The sequence below is a fragment of the Streptomyces sp. NPDC050145 genome (assembly GCF_044460245.1).
Taxonomy (GTDB): Bacteria; Actinomycetota; Actinomycetes; order Streptomycetales; family Streptomycetaceae; genus Streptomyces.
Genome location: NZ_JBITJS010000001.1, coordinates 488,079 through 508,080 on the forward strand (window position 1 = coordinate 488,079; position 20,002 = coordinate 508,080).

Consider the following 20,002-nt stretch of genomic DNA (forward strand, 5'->3'; position numbering starts at 1 on the left):
CCGACTGCAAGATGTCGACGATGTAAACACCTTGCGTTTCATGTAACGCGTAACGGAGGCGGGTCATGGCCAATCTGGCAGCGTTCCTCGAGGAGACGGCGCAGCGGCATCCCGAGCGCTCCGCGCTGCTGCTGGGCGAGCAGCACATCACCTACCAGGAGCTGAACGAGCGCAGTGCCCGTGCCGCCGCCCTCCTCAAGGCCGAAGGTGTCCGACCGGGGGACCGGGTCGCCCTCATGCTGCCCAACGTTCCCGAGTTCGTCGTCCTCTACTACGGAGCCCTGCGCGCAGGCGCGGTCGTGGTCCCGATGAACCCCCTGCTGAAGACCCGCGAGGTGGAGTTCCACCTCGCGGACTCGGGCGCGGTGCGGCTCTTCGAATGGCACCAGGCACCGGGCGAAGGCGCGCAGGGCGCGGCCGCCGCCGGCGTGCGGCACACGACCGTGGAACCCGCTTCCTTCGCCGCGGCGCTGACCGCGCACGAGCCGGTGTGGGAGGTGACGGAGGCCGAGGGCGAGGACATGGCCGTCCTGCTGTACACCTCCGGCACGACCGGCCGCCCCAAGGGCGCCGTTCTCACGCACGCCGGACTGCGGCACAACACCGAGGTCAACGGCGTCCACGTCCAGCAGCTGACCCCCGAGGACGTGGTGGTCGGCTGCCTGCCGCTGTTCCACATCTTCGGGCAGGTCTGCACCATGAGCGCGGCAGTCCGCAGCGGCGCGTCCCTCGTCCTGATCCCCAGGTTCGACCCCCAGGCCGTCCTGGACGCCGTCGCCCGCGAGCGGGCGACGGTGTTCGAGGGGGTGCCGACCATGTACGCCGCGCTCCTGCAGAGCCCGTCCGGCGCGGACGTCTCGACCCTGCGCATGTGCATCTCCGGCGGAGCGTCCTTGCCGGTGGAGATCCTCCAGCGCTTCGAGCAGCGCTTCGGCTGTCAGGTGCTCGAAGGTTTCGGCATGTCCGAGACCAGCCCCGTGGTCACGTTCAACCACCCCGACCGCCCGCGCAAGGCCGGGTCCATCGGCACTCCCATCCGGGACGTGGAAGTACGGCTCCTGGACGCCGAGGGCAACGACGTGCCTGCGGGAGAGATCGGTGAGCTCGCTGTTCGAGGGCCCAACGTGATGAAGGGCTACTGGAACCGTCCGGAGGAGACCGAGGCCGCGATCCCCGACGGCTGGCTCCGCAGCGGAGACCTCGCCCGCGCGGACGAGGACGGATACCTGTACATCGTCGACCGCAAGAAGGACATGATCATTCGCGGCGGCTACAACGTCTATCCGCGGGAGATCGAGGAAGTGCTCCACGAGCACTCCGCCGTGGCCATGGCGGCGGTGCTCGGTGTGCCCCACGCCGAACTCGGCGAGGAAGTCACCGCGGTGGTGGTGCTGCGCCCCGACGCGCACGCCGTGCCGGACGAGTTGAGGGAGTACGTCAAGGAGCGCGTGGCTGCCTACAAGTACCCCCGTCAGGTGTGGATCGTGGACAAGCTCCCGTTGGGGCCGAGCGGCAAGATCCTCAAGCGGGAGATCGCCGTGCCGTCGGTCTGACCGCGCGTATCTGACGACTCGGAAGCCGTCATCCTGTGTGTGGTTCGTGCCCTGCCGATCGGGCGCTGCACGCTCACTGGAACAGGGTCCCCGTGGCGGCTCCGATGTCCCGCTTGCGGCGGAAGTAGTCATTGATGATCACGCGGAACCGGTCGGCATCCGCGCGTGCCCAGTTGCGCATGAGCTCACAGCCGAAGGCGATCGAGGTGATCGGCTGCGCTCCGGCCTGCACCATCCGTTCGATGGCGGTGCTGTGTGTCACGGGGGAGACGCCTCCGACGGCGTCGATGACGGGGTACACCTCGTAGCCCTCGCGGAGCATGTCCAGGGTGGGGAACGCCAGGCAGACCGCGGTCCACAGGCCGGCCATGACGATCTTCCTCCGGCCGGTGGCCTCGATGGCGGTGCGGAAGTCCTCGTCCTCCCACGCGTTGACTCCGGTGCGGTCGATCTCCGGTACGGAGGGCAGTTCGCGAGCGAGCTTCACCGCCCTCGCCACCGCTTCGCGGTACTCAGCGTCGCCTCGCCCTTCAACCTCCTCGGCGCCTCCCCGGCCGATCAGCCCGGCGTCAGCGACACCGCCGCCCTGTGCCTGATCCCCCTGCACCTCATCCCCGCCCCCGTCCTGCTCGTGGCGCTCCTCCGCCGCAAGACCAAGGCCTGACGGAGCGGACGGAGCGGACGGAGCGGGGCGCGCACTCTCGTCGAGCGGGGCTGTGGCCGGGGATGCCGCGCGGGGCGTCGGGGCCATCGGGCAGGACCACGCCGGTTCGGCTCAGGAGAGGTGGGTCGGCGGGAGCTGCCATCGGCCCGAGTGGCCGGGCGGCAGTTCCATGGCGCGACGGATCGCCGTGTAGTACTTCTCCCGAGCCACGCGCTGCTTCTCGATCTGCGCCGACCACGTGTCGGCGGTACAGCCGGGAGCGCGCACAAGGCCTTCGACCTCCATCACGGTGAGCGCCCACCCGTGCGCAGCCTCTACGACCTCCGCGGAGCCGAGCATCAGCAGCCCTTCTCCGGCTGCGGAGCGGGCGTCCGTGGCGTCGACCAGGAGGGGAGCCGCCTTTGTGGGCGGCAGGGGGTGCGGATATCCGTCGTGGCCGAGATGTGCTGCGACACGGCGATGAAGAGTGACCGTCTTCTTCAGCGTCAGCGCGTAGTCGGTGTAGGCGGCGAGCTGCCGCTCCTGCCACCGGGCTGCGTGCTCCCGACGGAACCTCGCCCGATCGCCCCGCATGACCACCACGTACGAGCCGAAGGCTCCGATCATCACCCCGAGCAGGGCGGGAAGTTGCTTGATGAAGTCTGACACCGCCGCATGGTAGTGCTCCGAAGATCTCTGTGATTGACACAAGATCCCGACCGGGGCATCTTGTACTCACCACTTGATACAAGATGATCTGGAGGGGATCTCCGCATGCTCGATACCGCCCCGCTCCAGGCCCGGCTCCTCGACCACGCCGACTACTACGCCCGCTGGTCCGGTCTGGCCATCGGCGTCGTGGCCGCACAGCAGTTGGTCACCGTGGAGAGCGGCGACATCACGATGCCCCTGGTGTTCGCCATCACCGCTTTCGGCCTGTGCGCGGTGGGCGGAGTCCTGCTCGGCGACGCCCTGACCCTGCGCCCCCAGGAAGCGGTACGCACCGCGAGCATCGCCCCGCGCCTGGTCAGGGACCAGGTGCCGCCCCGCATGGCACCCCTGCTTCTCCTGCAGGCGGCGTCCCTCGTCACCCTGCTGGTGATCGGTGCGGTCACGGCCTCCTCCGACCCTGACCGGGCCGGCGGAGCGGGGCATGTCCTCACCGTCGCCTGCGAAGGGATCCCCACATCCCTCGGCCCCTGGCCCGGCCTGTACTACAGCGGCCCGATGTTCGCCGCCCTCACGGTCGGAACCCCCGTCTGTGTCTGGGCCCTACGCCGAATCGCCCACGGCCCAGGCAGTGACCAGCAGCGCCGCGACCGCGCATGGGCGATCACCGGAGCCTGGGGGCTGCTGGTGTCGAGTCAGGTGCTGCTCGTCGTGCTGATGATCCTCATCGCGCTCACGGAACAAGGCTGCGCCGGCCGTCTGGGAGCCGCCACCGTCGTGGTGATCTGCCCCCTGGGCCTGCTGAGCCTGTTCACTTTCGGATGGTCCCTGGTCACCGTGATGGCACCCCGGGCGGTCGAGGACGAGGCAGTCGACGGCAACCCCTTCGACGATGAGTGACCCCGCCGTCCGTGTCGACACCACCAGCCAGGTGCCGCCGTACGAGCAGATCCGCGCCCAACTGGCCGCGCTGATCCGCACCGGGCGGCTGGCCGAGGGCGAGCGCCTGCCGACGGTGCGCCAGCTCGCCGTCGACCTCGGCCTGGCGCCGGGCACCGTGGCTCGCGCCTACCGCGAGCTGGAGGCCGCCGAACTGATCCGCACCCGCCGCGGCGCGGGCACCCGCGTCGCTGCGCTCCCGTCCGAACCGCACGCGCATGACGCTGACCAACTGGCCACGCTGGCCCGTGACTTCACCTCCGCCGCGCGTGCGCTCGGCGCCGGCACCGAGGACATCCTGACCGCTGTTCGCGACGCCCTGTGACGGGGCCTGCGGGCCTGCCCCTCTGCCGCCACCGCCACCGCGACCTCCTCTCGGTCACGGGGCACATCGCATCGCCCGGACACCGGGAACCGGGACCGGCGTCAGAAGAGCAGGGTGTTTCTTTCCTGACAAGCCGCCCTGCAGAAAACGAGCATGCGTGGCTCTGGTAGGCACGCCACGGAAAGACAGGTCGCGACCAGCGCGTACCGGCCGCCATCGGCCACCGCTTCGATCACGAACGCCCCGAACGTGCCGAAGACCGCGTCATAGGTGACGGTCGTGCAGAGCGCCGCGGTCGGTGGTGACGAGACCGGCGCCGTGGCCGCGGGCGAACGCGACCTGCGCATCGCGGGACACCAGGGCAGCCGGTGCTCCAGCCGGGGAAGCAGTAGCGGCAGGCCCTCGCCCAGGTGACCGAGGATGATCTGGAGATTCGGGTGCTCGTCGAAGAGTCCGCTGAGCATGAGGCGGACGACGTGCGTGGCGGTCTCGTGGGCGAAGCCCCACGCGGACCCGGACCAGCGCGCCGTAACCCTCGTACAGCCGTTGCCGGGTCGGCAGGGGCTCCCTCGGGTGCAGGTGGACGGGGACGTTCAGGCAGGCGACCCGCTCCCAGAAGGTCCGCACCGTGTCCTCGTCGAGGTACTGGCCCTCGTCACTGCTGCCGACGTTCGTGTAGCCGTTGATCATCGCGCCGACCACGCCCAAGTCGTTGACGCCGCCCTCCAGTTCGTCGGCTGCCGCTTGCGGGTCCTGGACGGGCACCGCGGCGAACGCCGACAGCCGGTCCGGAGCGCGGGACACGGACTTCTCCATGAGGTAGTCGTTCTGCTGGCGGGCTGCCTTGACGGCCTCGGCGGGGTCGAGGATGGACTGGATGCCGGGAAAGGTCAGCGACAGGATCGTGCGCTCGATGCCGTTCTTGTCCATGTCGCGCAGGCGGTCGTCGACTTCGTCGCCGGGGGAGACGGCTTGTACCCTGCACTCATTTGACGACCGGACGACCGGACGATCGCCGGTGCGGGGAGCGTGGGGATTTCGATGAGTGACGCACAGCCGACGCGAAGCGGCAGAACGGGCCTCTCGATCGGTGTGCGCATCATCGCGGTGGTCGTCCTCACCGCGATCGGGGCCGTCGGCGCCTGGCTCCAGCACGACGCTCGTGGCCGGAGCTCGGAGCCGCGTACGGAGTTCACCGCGAACAACCCGCCCGCCGGTCTGCCCGGCGCGCTCACCACCGGCCAGCATCTCCATTGGTCCCGCTGCACCTCGCCGCCCAGGGCGCGCACGGACTACGACTGCGCCACCATGAAGGCCCCCCTCGACTACCGGAAGCCGGACGGCAGGACGATCGACGTCGCCCTGATCCGCCGCAAGGCCACCGGCCCGAACGCCCGGCGCATCGGCTCGCTCGTCCTCAACTTCGGCGGCCCCGGTGTGTCCGGTGTGAGTGGACTACCCGAACGCCTCAACCAGTACGGGCCGCTCCTCGACCGCTACGACCTGGTCTCCTTCGACCCGCGCGGCGTCGGCGCGACCATCCCCGTGCGATGCGGGAAGACCGCCGAAGACACCGGCTACGACGGGGTCGACGCCTGCGCCGAGCGCTCCGGGGCGATCCTCCCGTACGTCGGCACCTCGCACACCGCGCGCGACCTCGACCTGATGCGCTACCTCCTCGGCGACCAGCGACTCCACTACTTCGGAGTCTCGTACGGAACGGCGCTCGGCGCGGTCTACGCCCACCTGTACCCGTCACACGTCGGACGGCTCGTCCTCGAAGCGTCCGTCGATCCGACCGAGGACCTCGACGAGGAGCAGGTGTCGCAGGTCAAGGCGGTCCAGGCGGCGTTCGACCGGTTCGCCGCGCACTGCGCGGCCCGTATCCGTCACTGCCCGACCGGCGACGGGCCCGAGGAGGCCGAGCGGCGCATGGCGCGCCTGGCCGACCGCCTGAAGAAGAAGCCCGCCCCGGCCGGCGCCGGAAAGAAGCTCGACGCCGACGGCCTCGCGTACGCCGTCAGCGACCACCTCGACCGCGGTACGGACGGCTGGGCGCCGCTCGCCAAGGCCCTCACCGCGCTGATCGACCACAACGACGGCCGTCCGCTGAGCAAGGGCGCGGACGACAGGGGCTCCGCCGACCGCGCGGAGACCCCGCGCGACAACAGCCGCGTAGCCCAGACCGCGATCACCTGCGCGGACTCCAGCCTGCGCCCCGACTTCGACCGCCTCGACCGGGACGAGGCCCGGGTCGAAGCCGCCTCACCTGTCTTCGGCGCGGCCTGGTCCACCGGCGTCTACCTTTGTTACGACTGGCCGTTCGACGGCGAGCGCTCGACGCTCCAGGTGAATGCTGAGGGTGCGGCACCCGTCCTCGTGGTCGGCGGCACCGGCGACCCGACCACTCCGTACCCCGGCGCCCGCCACATGGCCCGAGCACTGGGGGAGGGCGTCGGTGTGCTCCTGACGGCCGAGGAGGAGGGTCACGGCACCTACCCGCAGAACCGCTGCGTCATGGAGACCGTCGACCGATACCTCCGTACGGGCCGCACGCCGGCCCAGGGGACGGTGTGCCGGGGCAGCATGTCCTGAGGTCCGTACAGATCCCTCGGCATGCTGGAGCACTTTCAAGCTCGCCTCCTGGTGAACGGTCGGCGTGAACGGTCGGCGTGAACGGGCGGAGTCCGTCGAACTGGCTGGTTCGGACCGGGTTGGTTCCCCGTCAGGATCTTGCTCGGTCCTCGCGATCCAAGTCTCGGAGATCGGGGAGGATGATCCTGCAATGCGAGAACCAGCAAGGCGGGGAAATGTGCATGCGAGCGGACAAAGCGAGCGAAGGAAGCTCGGGCGGGACCGTCGAGATCTGCGCGGACGGACTTCAGTACTACTCGGACGCACTGCGGAACAGGCCGACACCCGATGACTGTCCGCGCGAATCGCATCTGATCCGCGCGGTGCAGGGGGCCGACACGATCAGCGCCACGCTCTCGGCGGCGGTGCACGCCTGCCAGGAGGAACTGCTGACGGCCCAGCCCGGCGGGGGGCGGCCCCAGGAACTGCTGGACAAGGCGCTCGCCAGCGATCTCGCGGCGATCGAGCGGGGCGTGGCGCAGCGGACGATCTACCAGCACACGATCCGCTCCCACCAGGCCACCCTCGCGTACGCCGAGCGGATCAGCGGGGCGGGCGGCGAGGTGCGGACGCTGGACGAGGTCTTCGACCGGCTGATCGTCTGCGACCGCAGGATCGCCTTCATCCCCGACCCCGGCTCGGAACGCTCCGACCTCGCACTCGTCGTGGAGCACCCGGGCGTGGTCCGCTACCTGGCCGGCATCTTCGAGCACGCCTGGCAGCGGGCGTCACCGCTGCACAGTTTCCCCAGTACCCGGCTGCCGCCGCTGCTCACGGACGAGGTCCGCCGGGCGATCCTGCGCCACATGGTCAACGGCCACACGGACGAGGCGATCGCGGCCCGGCTCGGCATGAGCCCCCGTAGCGTCGCCACCCACATGCGGTGGGCGGCGGAGCTGTTCGGCAGCCGCAGCCGGGCACAACTGGCTTACCTGATCGCCAAGAGCGGCTTCCTGGACGACGTGTCGCAGTGACCGGGCGGGACGCGGGTGGGGGACACCGCTTCTCCTCCCCGGCGGTGTCATGTACGTTGTGCCCGCAACATCCTTCCCGCGCGGCCGTCTTCGGGCCGTCGCACCGCGCCGACCGGTTGGTTCCCCGTCGCGCCACGCCGGCCCCGCCCCGGGTTGTGATCCCGGTGGTCCGGTCCGGCCCTGTCTTCTCCCTCGTGCGACTCGCGCCGTGCTCCTGTTCCGGTGCGGGCTCGTACGTCATGGCGCGTTCCCCTCGGACACACCCGTCGGGCATCAACCTGATCCGAAAGGACCCCTCCCATGAAGTACCGCGTCATCGGAAGCTCGCCCGCGACCCGCCGTGAGGTCAGTGTGCTGAGCCTCGGCGCCATGACGTTCGGCACGATCGTCGACGAGGCCACCTCCTTCGCGATCCTCGACCGGTTCGCCGAGGCCGGCGGCACCTTCATCGACACCTCCAACAACTACGCGTTCTGGGTGAACGGCACCCAGGGCGGCGAGAGCGAGGAGCTGGTCGGCCGCTGGCTGAAGAGCCGCGGCGTGGGCGACGAGTTCACCATCGCCACCAAGCTCGGCGCCCGCCCCAACCAGCCCACCACGGGCTTCAGTCGGGACGTCGAGGGCCTGTCCGCCAAGGTGATCCGCGAGTCCTCGGAGCGCAGCCGCGAACGCCTCGGCATCGAGAAGATCCACCTGCTGTACGCGCACATCATGGACGAGAACACCCCGCTGGAGGAGACCGTCCAGGGCTTCGCCGACGCGGTCGCCGACGGTGTGGCCGGCCTTCTCGGCGCGAGCAACCACTGGGCCTGGCGCATCGAGCGCGCCCGCACCCTCGCCGCGTCGGCGGGTGTGCCCGGCTACGAGGTGCTCCAGCACCACCACAGCTACCTGCGCCAGCGCACCGACATCCCCAGCCTGCGCTCGCCCGACGGCAACCAGGGTCTCGTCAGCGGCGACCTGCTCAGCTACCTGCGTGCCAACCCGGAGCTCACGCAGGTCGCGTACTCGCCGCTGATCGCGGGAGCGTACGTACGGGACGACAAGCCGCTCGGCCCGGGCTTCGAGCACGCGGGCACCCAGCCGCGCCTCAAGGCCGTCCGCGAAGTGGCGGCGCAGACCGGCGCCAGCGTCAACCAGGTGGTGCTCTCCTGGCTGATGGGCGGCGCCATCCCGGTTCTCCCTCTCATCGGTGCCTCGTCAGTGGCCCAACTGGACGAGAACCTGGGCGCTGTCGAGCTCGAACTGACCGCGGAGCAGCGGGCGAAGCTCGACTCGGTCAACTGACCGGCGAGCTGCTGGGCCACACGGCCGCCCATGGACGTGCCGTAGACGTCGGCCCGCTCGAAGTTCTGTCGGGTGTCGTCGCAGACGCCATCGGCTGGGTCTCTCCGGTCCAGCAGGGAGGGGTGGTGGCGGGGCGTACGCGTCCTGGTGGGCGTCCTCAGTCAGCAGTCGGACGGTGAGGAGTCTTCTCCCAGCTGAACGGGGAGAAGGCCACCTGATGGGCGGCCCGCCACGCGGCGACCGACCACAGCACCGTGACGAGCGGGCTGAACACGGCGTGCCAGGGCGCCGCCAGCCCCGCCCGCCGGGCGGCGACGAACGTAAGGGCGATCCACACCACGATCGAGGCGCCCTGGGCGGCCACGGCCGGTACCACCAGCCCGGCACCGGTCGAGGACCATACGGGACAGGTGAGGGCGAGCACGGTGAGGGCGCTCAGCAGGGGTTGGAGCAGCGCGGTCACCGGAGCCGCCGCGACGATGCCGAGCAGCACCAGCGCCCCGGACAGGCCGAACCGGCGCAGGGTCCGTCCGGGGTGGCGGGTGTGGACCATGGTCGTGATCAGGAACCCCTTGTACCAGCGGGTGCGCTGCCGCACGTACGGGCCGACCGTGTCGAGCGCCTCCTCCCAGGTGACCGATTCGATGGTCTCGGTGCGGTGGCCCATCGCGGCGCAGCGCATGCCGAGGTCGGCGTCCTCGGTGACGTTCCAGGCGTCCCAGCCGCCCAGCGCGCGCAGGGTGTCGGTGCGGAAGTGGTTGCTGGTGCCGCCGAGCGGGATCGGCAGCCGCAGGCGCTCCAGGCCGGGCAGGGCGAGCCCGAAGCGCAGGGCGTACTCCATGGCGAACTGTCTGGTCAGCCAGTTCGCACTGTCATTGCGGAACAGCAGCTGGGCCTGGACGCAGGCGGTGTGCTCGTCTCGCGCGGCGAACCGTGCCGCGACGCGCCGTAGTTGGGCAGGATCGGGCCGGTCCTCGGCATCGAAGATCACCAGCAGCTCGCCGCGGGCCAGCATGAGGCCGAGGTTCACCGAGCGGGGCTTGGTCTGCGGTGGACCGGGCGGCAGTGGGACGACGCGGACGAACGGCGGCGGATCCGCCGCGAGGACGGCCGCTCGGGTGTCGGGGTCGTGCCGCTCCACCAGGATCAGCACCTCCAGCCGGTCCGCCGGGTAGTCCAGTGCGGCCAGGTGCCGGACCAGACCGCCGATGACCTCGGCCTCCCGATAGGCGGGCACCAGCACGGTGTAGAACGGCAGTTCCGCGTCCGGGACCGGCGGGTCCGACGCGGCCGCCCCGGACCTGCGGTGCAGCAGACCGGCCCCCGCGACGACGCCCTGCAGCAGGCTGTAGACCGTCACCACCGCGGTCAACACCGCGAGGGCGAGCAGCGGCGCGAGCAGCACCACAACCGCGACCGCGATGACGACGACCCCCAAGGCCACGACCTGCCAACCCGCGAACCCGGACTTCGCCGCCAGGTCCGGGTGCTGACGGGTGAACCCGTCCGCCATGACATCGGCCACCACCGACGAGTGCTCCGTCAGGAACCGGTCCTGCGCCTCGGCCTCACGGCCCGCCAGCGCCTCGGCCACGTCCACACTCGCGCGGACCGTCTCCACCCTGTTCACCTGTTCCAGATCGCGCAAATGATCAAGGGGAGTGTAGCGACGTGGTACTTCGCGGGACGGGTCAGGTGCGACCTCCCGGGCCGGGCGCGGGGGCCGGCCTCGACCGACCACGGAACCCACCAGCTCAGCCGGTGAAACCGATGCTCTGTCGCCAGCTGAGCTCGTCGGTCCCCTCACTGCCGGGCGACCGGAAGACGACCCGGTATCCGGTCCACGAGAAGCGCGTCGTCTCCCACGCGTCGATGCCTTCGGTGGTGTCCGTGTCCCATTCATCGAGGTCACCGTCGCTGACCCCGGCGATCACCATCTCGGCCGGCTCACCCGCGTGGCAGCCGGCGCTGTAGCCGGCGACGAGTGCGACGGTGTCCCCGTACGCGCTGAGCTCGGCGCCGCAGTCGGAATCCCCGTGCGGGTAGAGGAGTTCGGGCCGCGACCAAGGCCCGCCCTTCCTGCTCTGGTGCCGCTCGTACAGCCCCTTGTCGGTGAACCGCGCCGACACACGGCGCCCGTCCTCCAGCTCGATCACCCCGTTCCAGCCGATCCGCTCCGCCGTGGAGGTCTGGCTGGGCCACTCGGCACACCCCATCCACACGCCCATCAGCACAAGGGACAGCGCACCCGTCGCCACGACGCGCGACCGACGCATGAAAAGCCTCGCCCTCTTCCGTCACATCCGTGTCGGGAGACACGTCGCTCGCCGTTCGTCCGGTTCCTGGCTCACGATCAAAGGCGGTCGTCCGGCGAGGAGCGAGACGGCTCAGCGGTGTTCGGGGTTCTCGAAGTCGAAGCGGCAACCGGCGTCCCACTCGGAGCGCTGGTTCCCGTGGGCCGGGACACCGCCGGCGTCCTTGAGCATGCGGGCCAGGTGGAGCTGGTTCCAGGTCATGAAGGTGGTGTTGCGATTGGTGAAGTCGTTCTCCGGCCCGCCGGAACCGGGGTCGAGGTAGGACGGCCCGGGGCCGGCCGGTCCGACCCAGCCCGCGTCGGCCTGCGGCGGAATCACGTACCCGAGGTGCTGGAGGCTGTAGAGGACGTTCATCGCACAGTGCTTGGCGCCGTCCTCGTTGCCGGTGATCAAGCAGCCACCCACCCGCCCGTAATACGCGTACTGGCCACGATCGTTGAGGATCGACGAGCAGGCGTAGAGGCGCTCGATCACCTTCTTCATGACTGAGGAGTTGTCGCCCAGCCATACAGGTCCGGCCAAGGTGAGGATGTCCGCAGCCATCACCTTCGAGTAGATGGAGGGCCATTCATCGGACTCCCACCCGTGCTCCGTCATGTCGGGCCACACGCCGGTCGCGATGTCGAGATCCACGGCACGCAGCACCTCGACCCCGACACCCTGGCGCTCCATGATGCCGGTGCTGACGTCGATCAGCCCCTGGGTGTGGCTGCGCTCCGGCGACCGCTTGAGCGTGCAGTTGATCACCAGTGCGCGAAGATCACGGTAGGACGTGGCAGTGTCGGTCATCGATGCGTCCCCTTGCGGCCGAGTGTGCGGTCCGGCGGCGCCATGTGCCCGGGCGCCGATGCGCAAAAGAGCTCCGGGTCGGTCAGGCCGGAAATTCCGCCCACTGTCTCGTCTCATGGGGCGAACCGGCCGAGCGCCGCACCCGAGGCGGCGAAGTCGGCCACCCGATCACCCAGGTGGCCCCGCCCTGATCACTGGGCCCCCGACGCCGGGAGCGGGACCTGAGGGTGGGTCAGGAGGAGCGCCAGACCCACGCCAGTGCGGCCCCTGGCGTCACACAGGACAGGAAGGCCGCCGTGTGCGCCGCGGTGCCGGTTGTCCAGCCGAGGGCGGTCGGCAGCAGGAGGAGCAGGCCGAGGGAGAGGACGCCGAGGGCGGGCAGGTGCACGGCCGGGGCGTACCGCCGTGCCGCGCGCGGCATTTCGTGCGAGAGCACGCTTGTCAGGAACGCCCCGGCGAACAGGACGGGGATGAGGGTGAGGATGAGGAGCCGGGTGCCGATCACCCCCGTGCCCCAGCGGCGGCCGTCCTCCAGTACTGGCGAGTCGGGGCGCGGGTCGCCGGGCGCGTAGTACACGTCGATGGTCATGCCCGCTTTCGGCGGGTGGTACCGGGTGTACATGCCCGGCACGGTCACCTCGCGCGGACCGCTGTCGTACGGGAGGCGCAGGACGAGGTCGGTCTCGAAGTACACGGGCTCGTCGGAAGCGTTGTCCCCCCGGACCGGCTTCCCCGCGAGCCGTGCGATCGGAACGGCGTGGCTCCCGAACCGGCCCGCCTCCAGGCGCGCGGTCTCCCGCCCGTACTCCGGCGACACCATGAACCCGAGGTCGAAGCAGGCCAGCGTGGCGAGCGGCACCAGCCAGGCGACCAGCCACATCAGCACGCGCCCGCCGGCCCGCGGCAGTTCGGTGTGGAGCGGGGCGCGGCGGGACGCCACGATCCAGGCGACGGCGAAAGCCATGCTCAGCGCGGCCAGGACGATCTCGGGGACCAGCGGCGGATACGGGCTGACGCCCCACAGCGCACAGCCGATCGCCCCCGTGGCACTGAGCAGCATGCCCCAGCCCGTGAGCGTGGTCCACACGCTGCGCCGGTACGTGGGTCTGGCCCGCTCCGACCTCTTCTCCAACTGCACCATGTCCGCCCCCTCCGCCGCCCCCTGCGGCCTTGCGGCGGGAAGCCTAGTACCCCTCGTCCCGGCGAACGCGGAGACGTCACTTTGTGGGGTGAGTGCGGTGCCGCCGTGGTCACTCGGTGCCCTGGTCGCCGCCTTGGGCTTCCTCCCGCCAGCGGACGGCGGCGCGCTGGGACACGACGGTGTAGATGTAGTCGGCTCCGTGTACCCGCTCCATGTCGAGCGCCAGCCGTTCGAACGCCTCGGCGGCCCCGGCCGCGTCCCCTGACCTGCCGCGCAAGGTGGCCAGGTTGTGCCGGGTGGTGAGGACCTGAGGATGGTCCTCGCCCAGCACCCGCACCCGCTCGGCGAGCAGCCGCTCGGAGACCTCCACGGCGCCCGCCAAGTCCCCGGTCTCGCTCAGCCAGTGGGCCCGGTGCCGGAGCGCCGCGGTATCGGGGTGCTCTTCGCGCAGCGCCCGATCCCGCTTGTCCAGTTCCTTCTCCGCCTGCGCGAAGGGGCCGTCCAGTGCTCTCTTCGCTCCCACGGCACCAAGCGCGGCTCCGACCGCCGCGACCGCACCCGCGATCACCCATTTCCGCGACACGTCAGGCACGCCTCCTTCTTCGCTACACGCCGTCCGGCCGACGCCCATCACCTGGTCCCGGCCGTGGTGGACCCGCCATGTCCATGGACGCCCGGACGGCCGGCGCCAGTTGCACCGAGCCCAAGAGCCCTCAGAACGTGACCGTCCATCGCCGGAACTCAGGGACGTTCTGGCGAGGAGGCAGGCCGAACCTGGCGTGCCTCTTCGCCCACACATGTCACGGGGGAGCGGCGTCAGCCGATGACGGCCTGAATCTCCCGCTGGATGATCTCCTGGAACGGCACGTCGTCATGGTTGCCGAGGATGACGCCGACCCAACCGGTGTCCGGGTAGATGTTCCAACTGGCGACGCTGCCGGGGTTGACGCCGGCGCGACCGTTCACCCACTGGCCGTTGATCAGGCTCACCGGCATCATGTACGCCCCGAACGACGCGTCGGCGGGGGTGGTCCGCCCGTCTCGCAGGCCGCCGCCTTGTGGGGCGTGGGGGAACTTGGCCCCGGTGAGCAGCTCGGCGTAGGGCGAGTCCAGCACCGTGCCGTCGCCCAGCGCTTGTGCGAAACGAACCAGGTCCGGCGCGGTGGCGAAACCGCCGTCGCCGGGAGCATCGATGAAGCCGCGAGCAGGGTTCTTCCCGAGCTGGAACGGGTCCGGGCTGCCTTTGTCCAGGTTGCGGACGGCGTCCACCCGGCTGCCGTCGGCCTGCCGCATGTACGAGTGCGCGATGTGCTGGTCGGCGAGCCACTGCGGCCTGGTGTAGAACGCCGTGCCGCTCATGCCGCAGCGCCCGAAGATGTGTTCCTGGGCGTAGTCCCAGTACGTCGTGCCGGTCACGGCCTCCACGATCAGCGCGGGGATGGCGACCTCGGCACCGGAGTGGTCGGTGGGAGTGCCGGGGGCGGCCACTGGCTTCGCCCGCCGGGCCCACCCCTCGTAGAACTCGTGCACCTCCTCGCGGCTCTGGAAGACGCGTTGCAGGTCCTCATCCGGAGTGCTCAGCCCGGAGGTGCCGGAGAGGAGATGGTGGATGGTCACCTTCTCGGCGATCTCTTGGGTGAAGCCCGTGAGATAGGTGCCCACCGTGTCCGAAAGGCTCAGCTTGCCGCGCTGCGCCAGCTGCAGGATGGCCACGGCGCCGAACGGCTTGCCCGCCGAGGAGAGATGGAACGCGATGCCCTCGTGGTTGTGGATCCCCCTCTCCCGGTCGGCCATGCCGTAGCTGCGCGACAGCACCGTCCTGCCCCGGTGGGACAGCAGCACCACGCCGGAGAACCTGTCCTCGGCGGCCAGCTTCGCCACGTAACGGTCGTAGGCTCCGCCGGGCCGAGTGGCCGGCGGAACGGCATGAGCTTCAGCGGCGGCCGGGGCCGCGTGGCCGGGGCGAGCAGCGGCCAGTTGTGTGGCGGCCGCCGCCACACCGGCGGCCGCCAGCCCACCCCACCCGAGTAACTGCCGCCGGTCCACGTCACGTACGGATTCCGAGTCCATGAGCACGCCCCTCCCTGATGGACGAACCGACCCTTGATGAGCGGGGGTTCGTGCCTGCAGTGAATCCGGAGGACTGTTGCGGTGACGTATGTGCATTTCGATACGTCCGCAATACACCCCGCCTGCCTGACCGCGAGCAAGGTGGCTACCGGGTCGGTCGATCGCCTTTGGCCAGCACGGCGGTGAGGAGCCCCGGGAAGCAGGCGTCGAGATCGGCGCGGCGGAGAGTCATCAGTCGTGCCTTTCCGGCCCGCCGCGTCTGCGTGATCCCGGCTTCGCGCAGGATCCGCCAGTGATTGGACAGTGTCGACCTGGGCACGTCCACGTCGTCCGGGCTGCACACGCTCTCGCCGTCCTCGGCCATCCGGCGGACCAGTGTCAGTCGAACCGGATCGCCAAGGGCATGGAGTACCGCAGCCAGGTCCAGGTGCAGGTCTGTGCGCTCGGGCTGTTCCACAGGCCCTCCTTGTCCGTGCTCGTGTGACAGCCCTAGTATGCAGATCACTTCGACGTTTCGGGAAAGTCGAAATGATCTAGGAGATGGCCGTGACGGTGCTCACCACCCTTGCCCGCGTCTACGTCGACGACCTGGACGTGGCCTTGCCGACCTTTGTCGAACTGACCGGGGAGGAGCCACGACTGCGGTGCACCTACCGCGGTCTGAACCTCGCGAGCGTCGGCGGATATCTGCTTCTGGCGGGCTCCGAGGAGTCGCTGGCCCCATACCGTGGCACCCACGCCACCGCGATCGTCGAGTCCATCGACCAGATCCTGAGCATCACCGAGCAACACGGCGGAGAGATCCTCGACGGCCCCAACGAAGTGCCCACCGGCCGAAACCTGACCGTGCGGCACCCCGGTGGCGCGACCATCGAGTATGTGCAACTGCACGAGGCCGCACGATCAGCCCTCGCATGAGCGGACTCAGCCGATCCGAACAGGTACGGTGCACGAGCTGCTTCAGTCGGTCGGGCGGAGGCGCGGGCGAGGCGAGAACGTCGGCCCAGGACGTGTCGCTCCAGGACAGAGTGACCACCCAACGTTCATCCGGTGTGACCGGGTGGCTCATGGTCAACAAGTACGTCAACGTCGCACTGCGGTCGGGGTGCTGATCGACCGACATCTCGATGACGTCGGGCGGGTCTCCCGTCCCGCGCCGTGCCGCCGGGAACAGACCCGCAGGTAGAGTGGCCGACCGAACGGCGGGGGAGGCGTGGATGCGGACACGGACGATGGCGGGCAGAGTGGTCCGTCCCCTTGCCGGACTCCTGCTCGCGTCGGCGGCCCTCGTCGGCGTGGGCACCGGCCCGGCCGTCGCGGCCGAGCCGCCCGCGGACGGCCCTGCGACGACCCAGGCCGAACGGCTGGCCGTCGAGCTGCGTCGGGACCCCGTGTACGTGGCGGCAGACCGCCCGAGGGAGATGCCGCGTTCGCTCGCCCCGCAGATCGCCCGCATCGCCCACCGCACCGGCGTCCCCACCTACGTACTCGCCCTCCCGGCCGGCGACGAGACGCTGCTCGCGCGCGTGCACGACCGGCTCGGCAAGGACGGCCTGTACGTGCTGATCGGCGACCACGGGTCGATCGACGCCGCCGCGTTCGGCGTCGCCGCCCCCGCCGAGGAGGGCGCCCGCGCCGCTCTCTACGGGACGCCGACCGGCGCCGGCCCGCTCGTCTCCTTCAAGACCTTCGCCGACACCGTGGCGCTGAGCCCCGGGCGCGCCCGCGACCGGGCTGACGCGCTGTACGCGCGGTACCGCGCGGACGGCCGGCCGGAGGCGTACATCCACTCCGTCGACCGGCAGAACCAGAACCTGCTGCTCGGTATGGCCGTGGTCCTCGTCCCCGGGCTCGTGCTCGCGCTGGGGATCCGGCTGTCCCGCCGCCGGGGCACGGGCACCGGCCGCCCGAAGACGACCGTCTCCCTGGCGAAGTCCTCCGGGAGGGCCAAGTCCTCCGGCAGCGCCGCCCGGAGCCGGTCCGGTGCGGCGTCGGGGACCCTGAGGCGCCGCGGCGTGCTGCCCGTCACCGCCGCGGCCACCCTCGGTGCGCTGGCCGCCGTCGTGCTCGCCGCCCCCGCCGTCTTCCCGCAGACCGTCGACGGCCCCGACGTGCGCATCACCAGAGCCGACCTCGACGCGCGGGTGCGCGAGGCCGGCGCGGCGCTCGCCGACGGCCCCCTCTACCAGGCCCCGTGGACCGCGGACGTACTGACCGGCGCCGACCGGACGGCGATCCTGCACCGGATGGCAGGCCTGAAGCAGACAGGCCCGGTGTATCTCCTCATCGGTGCCAGCGACACCGACGACGAGGCGGAGGGCGACGCGGACCTGCTGCTCGCCCGGGTCCACCGGAGCACGGGGCACGACGGCGTCTACGTCCTGTTCGACCCGGTCACCAGCCAGATCGACCTGGCGACCTTCGGCACGGGCCGGGACGCCGCGAGCCGCTTCAGGGCGCTGCCCGACTCCGTGCGCTACGGCGACTACCGCAGCGACGGCGACCTCCAGGCACGGCAGCGCCTTGACCAGACCCTCGACGCCGTGGCCGACGCCCGTCCGGACTCCGGCTACGACGACGGCGAGCCCGAGACCGCGCTGCCCCCGGTGCACGACACCCGCCTTCCGGCCCTGTTCTCCAGCGACTTCGCGCCCGGTCTGTTCCTCGGCGCGCTCGCCCTCGGCCTGTTGCTGCCGCTCCTGTGGCTGCTGCTCGCCGCCACCCGCGCGGTCCGGCGCCGGACCGCCGACCGCCCGGCCCTGGCTGGGACGGGTGACGTCGGTCCGGAGCCCTTGCACACGTCCGCGCTGCCCAGCGCCCGGCAGCTACGCAACTGGGCCCTCACCGACGTCCGCGAACTGACCCGCCGGCTAGCGGACGCCGCCCAGGACGCGCCCGGTCGGGTCCGCGCCTATGACTGCCTCGACGCCGCCGGACTCCTGACCGCGGGCGAACGCCCGGACGAGAACGCCGAGGCGGGCGATCTCGCCGCCGTCGTGATCCTCGCCGGAGCCGGGCTCGCCGCCCTCGACGGCCGGACCGGGCCGACGCTGTGCCGGCTCAACCCGCTGCACGGCGAGGCCACCGGGAGCCGCGTCCCCGCCTGGCTCGCCGACGCCGGCACCGGCCCCCGGTCCGCGCGGCTCTGCCGGGCCTGCCGGCAGGAACTGCGCGGCGACGACAAGTACGGCGCCGCCACCCGGCGACTGCTGCGCCTGCCCGTGCGCGGGCAGGACGCCCCCGAGGCGTGGGACGGGGCGGGCGCGGTACTGCCCGCCGCCCGGGACGGCATCGAAGCGCTCATCTCCAGGGCCAGGGAGTCCGCCAGTGTCCAGTGACCGACCCGCCGGGCCCCGCGCCCTGTTCGCCCCCCTGATCCTGGCCTGCGCGCTGCTGCTCGGCAGCGGCACGGCAGCGTCCGCCCAGCCCGCCGGGCCCCCGGCCCGGGCCGCCGACGCACCGTCGGCGCGCACGATCGCCGACGCCCTGGAGAAGAACCCGGTCTACGTGGACCGGGCCTACGCCGCGGCCGTCACCCCGGCCCAGCAGAAGGACCTGGCCGGCCGGATCGCCGCGACGGGCCTGCCGATCAAGGTCGTCCTCGTCCCGTTGAAGAAGGGCGACGTATTCGGCGGCAGCTCCGACTCCCTCGCCTCGGTGATCAGGGAACGGCTCGGGGACTCCGACCTGATCCTCATCACGAACGACGACTACGGCTCCTGGCTCAAGGGCACCGAGTGGCCCGCCGGCGTGCACCAGGCCCGGGACGCCGCCGCGGCGGTCGGCTTCATGGAGGACCTCAAGGACGCGGGCCTCGCCGCACGGATCGGCAAGGCCGTCCAGCTCATCGACGACGGCACCGGCACGCAGGCCTACGAGCGGGAGACGGCGCGCCTCGACCGGGAGGCCTCGGCGCGACCGGACCCGGACACCCGGGCCGGCGGCTCGTCCTCAGGCGCGACGACGCCCGTACTGGTGACCGGGGCGGCGGCTGTCGCGGTGGCGGGGGCGGCCGGGTTCGTCCTGGTCCGCCGCCGCAGGCCGCGCCGCACGGCGTTCAGCTTCCCCGACGCGGTGTTCGCCGCGGAGCGCAGTGCCGACGAGGCGGCCGTGCGGCGCCGGGCAGCCGCCGAACTGCTCGAACTCGGCGAGGCCGTGGAGCGGACCGAGGGGACCCGTACGCCCGGTCTGGCGCGGGCCCTGGATGCGTACGACGCGGCGGGCCGGGTCCTGGACGCAGCCGACGCCCTGCCGGACCTGGTGGGCGCACTCGCCCTCGTCGCGGAAGGCCGATCCGCCCTGGCCGGCGGCACCGCGCTGCCGCTCTGCTTCTTCGACCCGCTGCACGGCACCGCGGCCCGCCGCACGGTCTGGCGTCCCGTCGGCCGCCGCGAGCGCGTCGATGTCGCGGTCTGCCGGGACTGCGACCTGGCCCTGCGCGGGCGCCGCTCCCCGCACGTTCTCGCCGTCACCGACCGGGGCCGCACCGTCCCGTACTTCGAAGTCCCGGCCGCCCGCAGCCTCTGGGCGGCGACCGGCTACGGCTCCCTGCTCGCGGGCCCCGACGACACCCTGGCCTCCCGGGTGACGACGGGCGGATTCAGCCGTGCGCGCCGCGCTGCCGCCGCGGCCGACCAGGACGACTGACCGGCGATCAGCGGCG

19 protein-coding genes and 1 pseudogene are annotated in these 20,002 nt (G+C 71.2%); 9 read left to right on the forward strand and 11 right to left on the reverse strand.

The annotated features are described in order from the left end of the window. Window positions 1-65 precede the first annotated feature (65 nt). Window positions 66-1,553, forward strand: coding sequence for a long-chain fatty acid--CoA ligase (locus ACIBTU_RS02415; protein ID WP_399124011.1), 1,488 nt, complete (start codon window positions 66-68; stop codon window positions 1,551-1,553). Window positions 1,554-1,626: 73 nt separating this feature from the next. Here ACIBTU_RS02415 and ACIBTU_RS02420 read toward each other — a convergent pair whose 3' ends face one another. Beyond that, a complete protein-coding gene (locus ACIBTU_RS02420; protein ID WP_399124012.1) occupies window positions 1,627-2,040 on the reverse strand; it encodes an isochorismatase family protein in 414 nt (137 codons plus the stop codon). A 288-nt stretch (window positions 2,041-2,328) separates the two neighbouring features. Further along, window positions 2,329-2,865: a hypothetical protein gene (locus ACIBTU_RS02425; RefSeq protein WP_399124013.1), complete on the reverse strand. Its 537-nt coding sequence runs from the start codon at window positions 2,863-2,865 to the stop codon at window positions 2,329-2,331. Between the two features lie 105 nt (window positions 2,866-2,970). On the opposite strand from ACIBTU_RS02425, the gene ACIBTU_RS02430 reads away from it, so the two are divergent. Beyond that, window positions 2,971-3,765: a hypothetical protein gene (locus tag ACIBTU_RS02430; RefSeq protein WP_399124014.1), complete on the forward strand. Its 795-nt coding sequence runs from the start codon at window positions 2,971-2,973 to the stop codon at window positions 3,763-3,765. Further along, complete coding sequence (locus ACIBTU_RS02435; protein WP_399124015.1) at window positions 3,758-4,129, forward strand: GntR family transcriptional regulator; 372 nt, start codon at window positions 3,758-3,760, stop codon at window positions 4,127-4,129. The genes ACIBTU_RS02430 and ACIBTU_RS02435 overlap by 8 nt, the downstream gene beginning before the upstream one ends. Before the next feature lie 101 nt (window positions 4,130-4,230). On the opposite strand, the gene ACIBTU_RS02440 is transcribed toward ACIBTU_RS02435, so the two are convergent. Together ACIBTU_RS02440 and ACIBTU_RS02445 are read right to left on the reverse strand one after the other, a co-directional pair. Further along, the gene (locus ACIBTU_RS02440; protein WP_399124016.1) at window positions 4,231-4,593 is read right to left on the reverse strand and encodes a hypothetical protein; all 363 of its coding nucleotides are present in this window, start codon (window positions 4,591-4,593) and stop codon (window positions 4,231-4,233) included. Beyond that, window positions 4,574-5,284 (reverse strand): annotated as a pseudogene (locus tag ACIBTU_RS02445) (amidohydrolase family protein); the annotation flags it as partial. The gene ACIBTU_RS02440 and the pseudogene ACIBTU_RS02445, both read right to left, overlap by 20 nt. Between ACIBTU_RS02445 and ACIBTU_RS02450 the strand changes: the two are divergent. The 3 genes from ACIBTU_RS02450 (at window position 5,171) to ACIBTU_RS02460 (ending at window position 9,024) form a co-directional block, all read left to right on the forward strand. Further along, window positions 5,171-6,724, forward strand: a complete 1,554-nt coding sequence (locus ACIBTU_RS02450) for an alpha/beta hydrolase (RefSeq protein WP_399124017.1) — start codon at window positions 5,171-5,173, stop codon at window positions 6,722-6,724. The pseudogene ACIBTU_RS02445 and the gene ACIBTU_RS02450 sit on opposite strands and share 114 nt — an antisense overlap. A 362-nt stretch (window positions 6,725-7,086) precedes the next feature. Then, a complete protein-coding gene (locus ACIBTU_RS02455; protein ID WP_399124018.1) occupies window positions 7,087-7,737 on the forward strand; it encodes a LuxR C-terminal-related transcriptional regulator in 651 nt (216 codons plus the stop codon). A 300-nt stretch (window positions 7,738-8,037) separates the two neighbouring features. Further along, a complete protein-coding gene (locus tag ACIBTU_RS02460; protein ID WP_399124019.1) occupies window positions 8,038-9,024 on the forward strand; it encodes an aldo/keto reductase in 987 nt (328 codons plus the stop codon). Window positions 9,025-9,181: 157 nt separating this feature from the next. Here the strand turns inward: ACIBTU_RS02460 and ACIBTU_RS02465 are convergent, their stop codons facing one another. The 7 genes from ACIBTU_RS02465 to ACIBTU_RS02495 all read right to left on the reverse strand — a co-directional run bounded on the left by ACIBTU_RS02465 (window position 9,182) and on the right by ACIBTU_RS02495 (window position 15,796). Continuing rightward, window positions 9,182-10,645: a glycosyltransferase gene (locus tag ACIBTU_RS02465; protein WP_399124020.1), complete on the reverse strand. Its 1,464-nt coding sequence runs from the start codon at window positions 10,643-10,645 to the stop codon at window positions 9,182-9,184. 133 nt (window positions 10,646-10,778) lie between these two features. Next, window positions 10,779-11,300 carry a hypothetical protein gene (locus tag ACIBTU_RS02470; protein WP_399124021.1) on the reverse strand — a complete coding sequence of 174 codons (522 nt, stop codon included), beginning with the start codon at window positions 11,298-11,300 and terminating at the stop codon, window positions 10,779-10,781. Window positions 11,301-11,411: 111 nt separating this feature from the next. Beyond that, window positions 11,412-12,128 (reverse strand): flavodoxin family protein, encoded by a 717-nt coding sequence (locus ACIBTU_RS02475; RefSeq protein WP_399124022.1) that lies wholly within the window; start codon window positions 12,126-12,128, stop codon window positions 11,412-11,414. 232 nt (window positions 12,129-12,360) lie between these two features. Next, on the reverse strand, window positions 12,361-13,269 hold the full coding sequence (locus ACIBTU_RS02480) for a hypothetical protein (RefSeq protein ID WP_399124023.1): 909 nt from the start codon (window positions 13,267-13,269) through the stop codon (window positions 12,361-12,363). Window positions 13,270-13,378: 109 nt separating this feature from the next. After that, on the reverse strand, window positions 13,379-13,861 hold the full coding sequence (locus tag ACIBTU_RS02485; protein WP_399124024.1) for a tetratricopeptide repeat protein: 483 nt from the start codon (window positions 13,859-13,861) through the stop codon (window positions 13,379-13,381). 224 nt (window positions 13,862-14,085) lie between these two features. Next, window positions 14,086-15,315, reverse strand: a complete 1,230-nt coding sequence (locus ACIBTU_RS02490) for a serine hydrolase domain-containing protein (protein ID WP_399124025.1) — start codon at window positions 15,313-15,315, stop codon at window positions 14,086-14,088. A gap of 169 nt (window positions 15,316-15,484) precedes the next feature. Further along, a complete protein-coding gene (locus tag ACIBTU_RS02495) occupies window positions 15,485-15,796 on the reverse strand; it encodes an ArsR/SmtB family transcription factor (protein ID WP_399124026.1) in 312 nt (103 codons plus the stop codon). Window positions 15,797-15,885: 89 nt separating this feature from the next. On the opposite strand from ACIBTU_RS02495, the gene ACIBTU_RS02500 reads away from it, so the two are divergent. From ACIBTU_RS02500 to ACIBTU_RS02510, 3 genes are all read left to right on the forward strand, one after another. Beyond that, the gene (locus tag ACIBTU_RS02500) at window positions 15,886-16,257 is read left to right on the forward strand and encodes a hypothetical protein (RefSeq protein WP_399124027.1); all 372 of its coding nucleotides are present in this window, start codon (window positions 15,886-15,888) and stop codon (window positions 16,255-16,257) included. A 299-nt stretch (window positions 16,258-16,556) separates the two neighbouring features. Beyond that, on the forward strand, window positions 16,557-18,677 hold the full coding sequence (locus ACIBTU_RS02505) for a hypothetical protein (RefSeq protein ID WP_399124028.1): 2,121 nt from the start codon (window positions 16,557-16,559) through the stop codon (window positions 18,675-18,677). After that, window positions 18,667-19,986, forward strand: a complete 1,320-nt coding sequence (locus ACIBTU_RS02510) for a hypothetical protein (RefSeq protein ID WP_399124029.1) — start codon at window positions 18,667-18,669, stop codon at window positions 19,984-19,986. Before ACIBTU_RS02505 ends, ACIBTU_RS02510 begins: the two co-directional genes overlap by 11 nt. Window positions 19,987-20,002 lie beyond the last annotated feature (16 nt).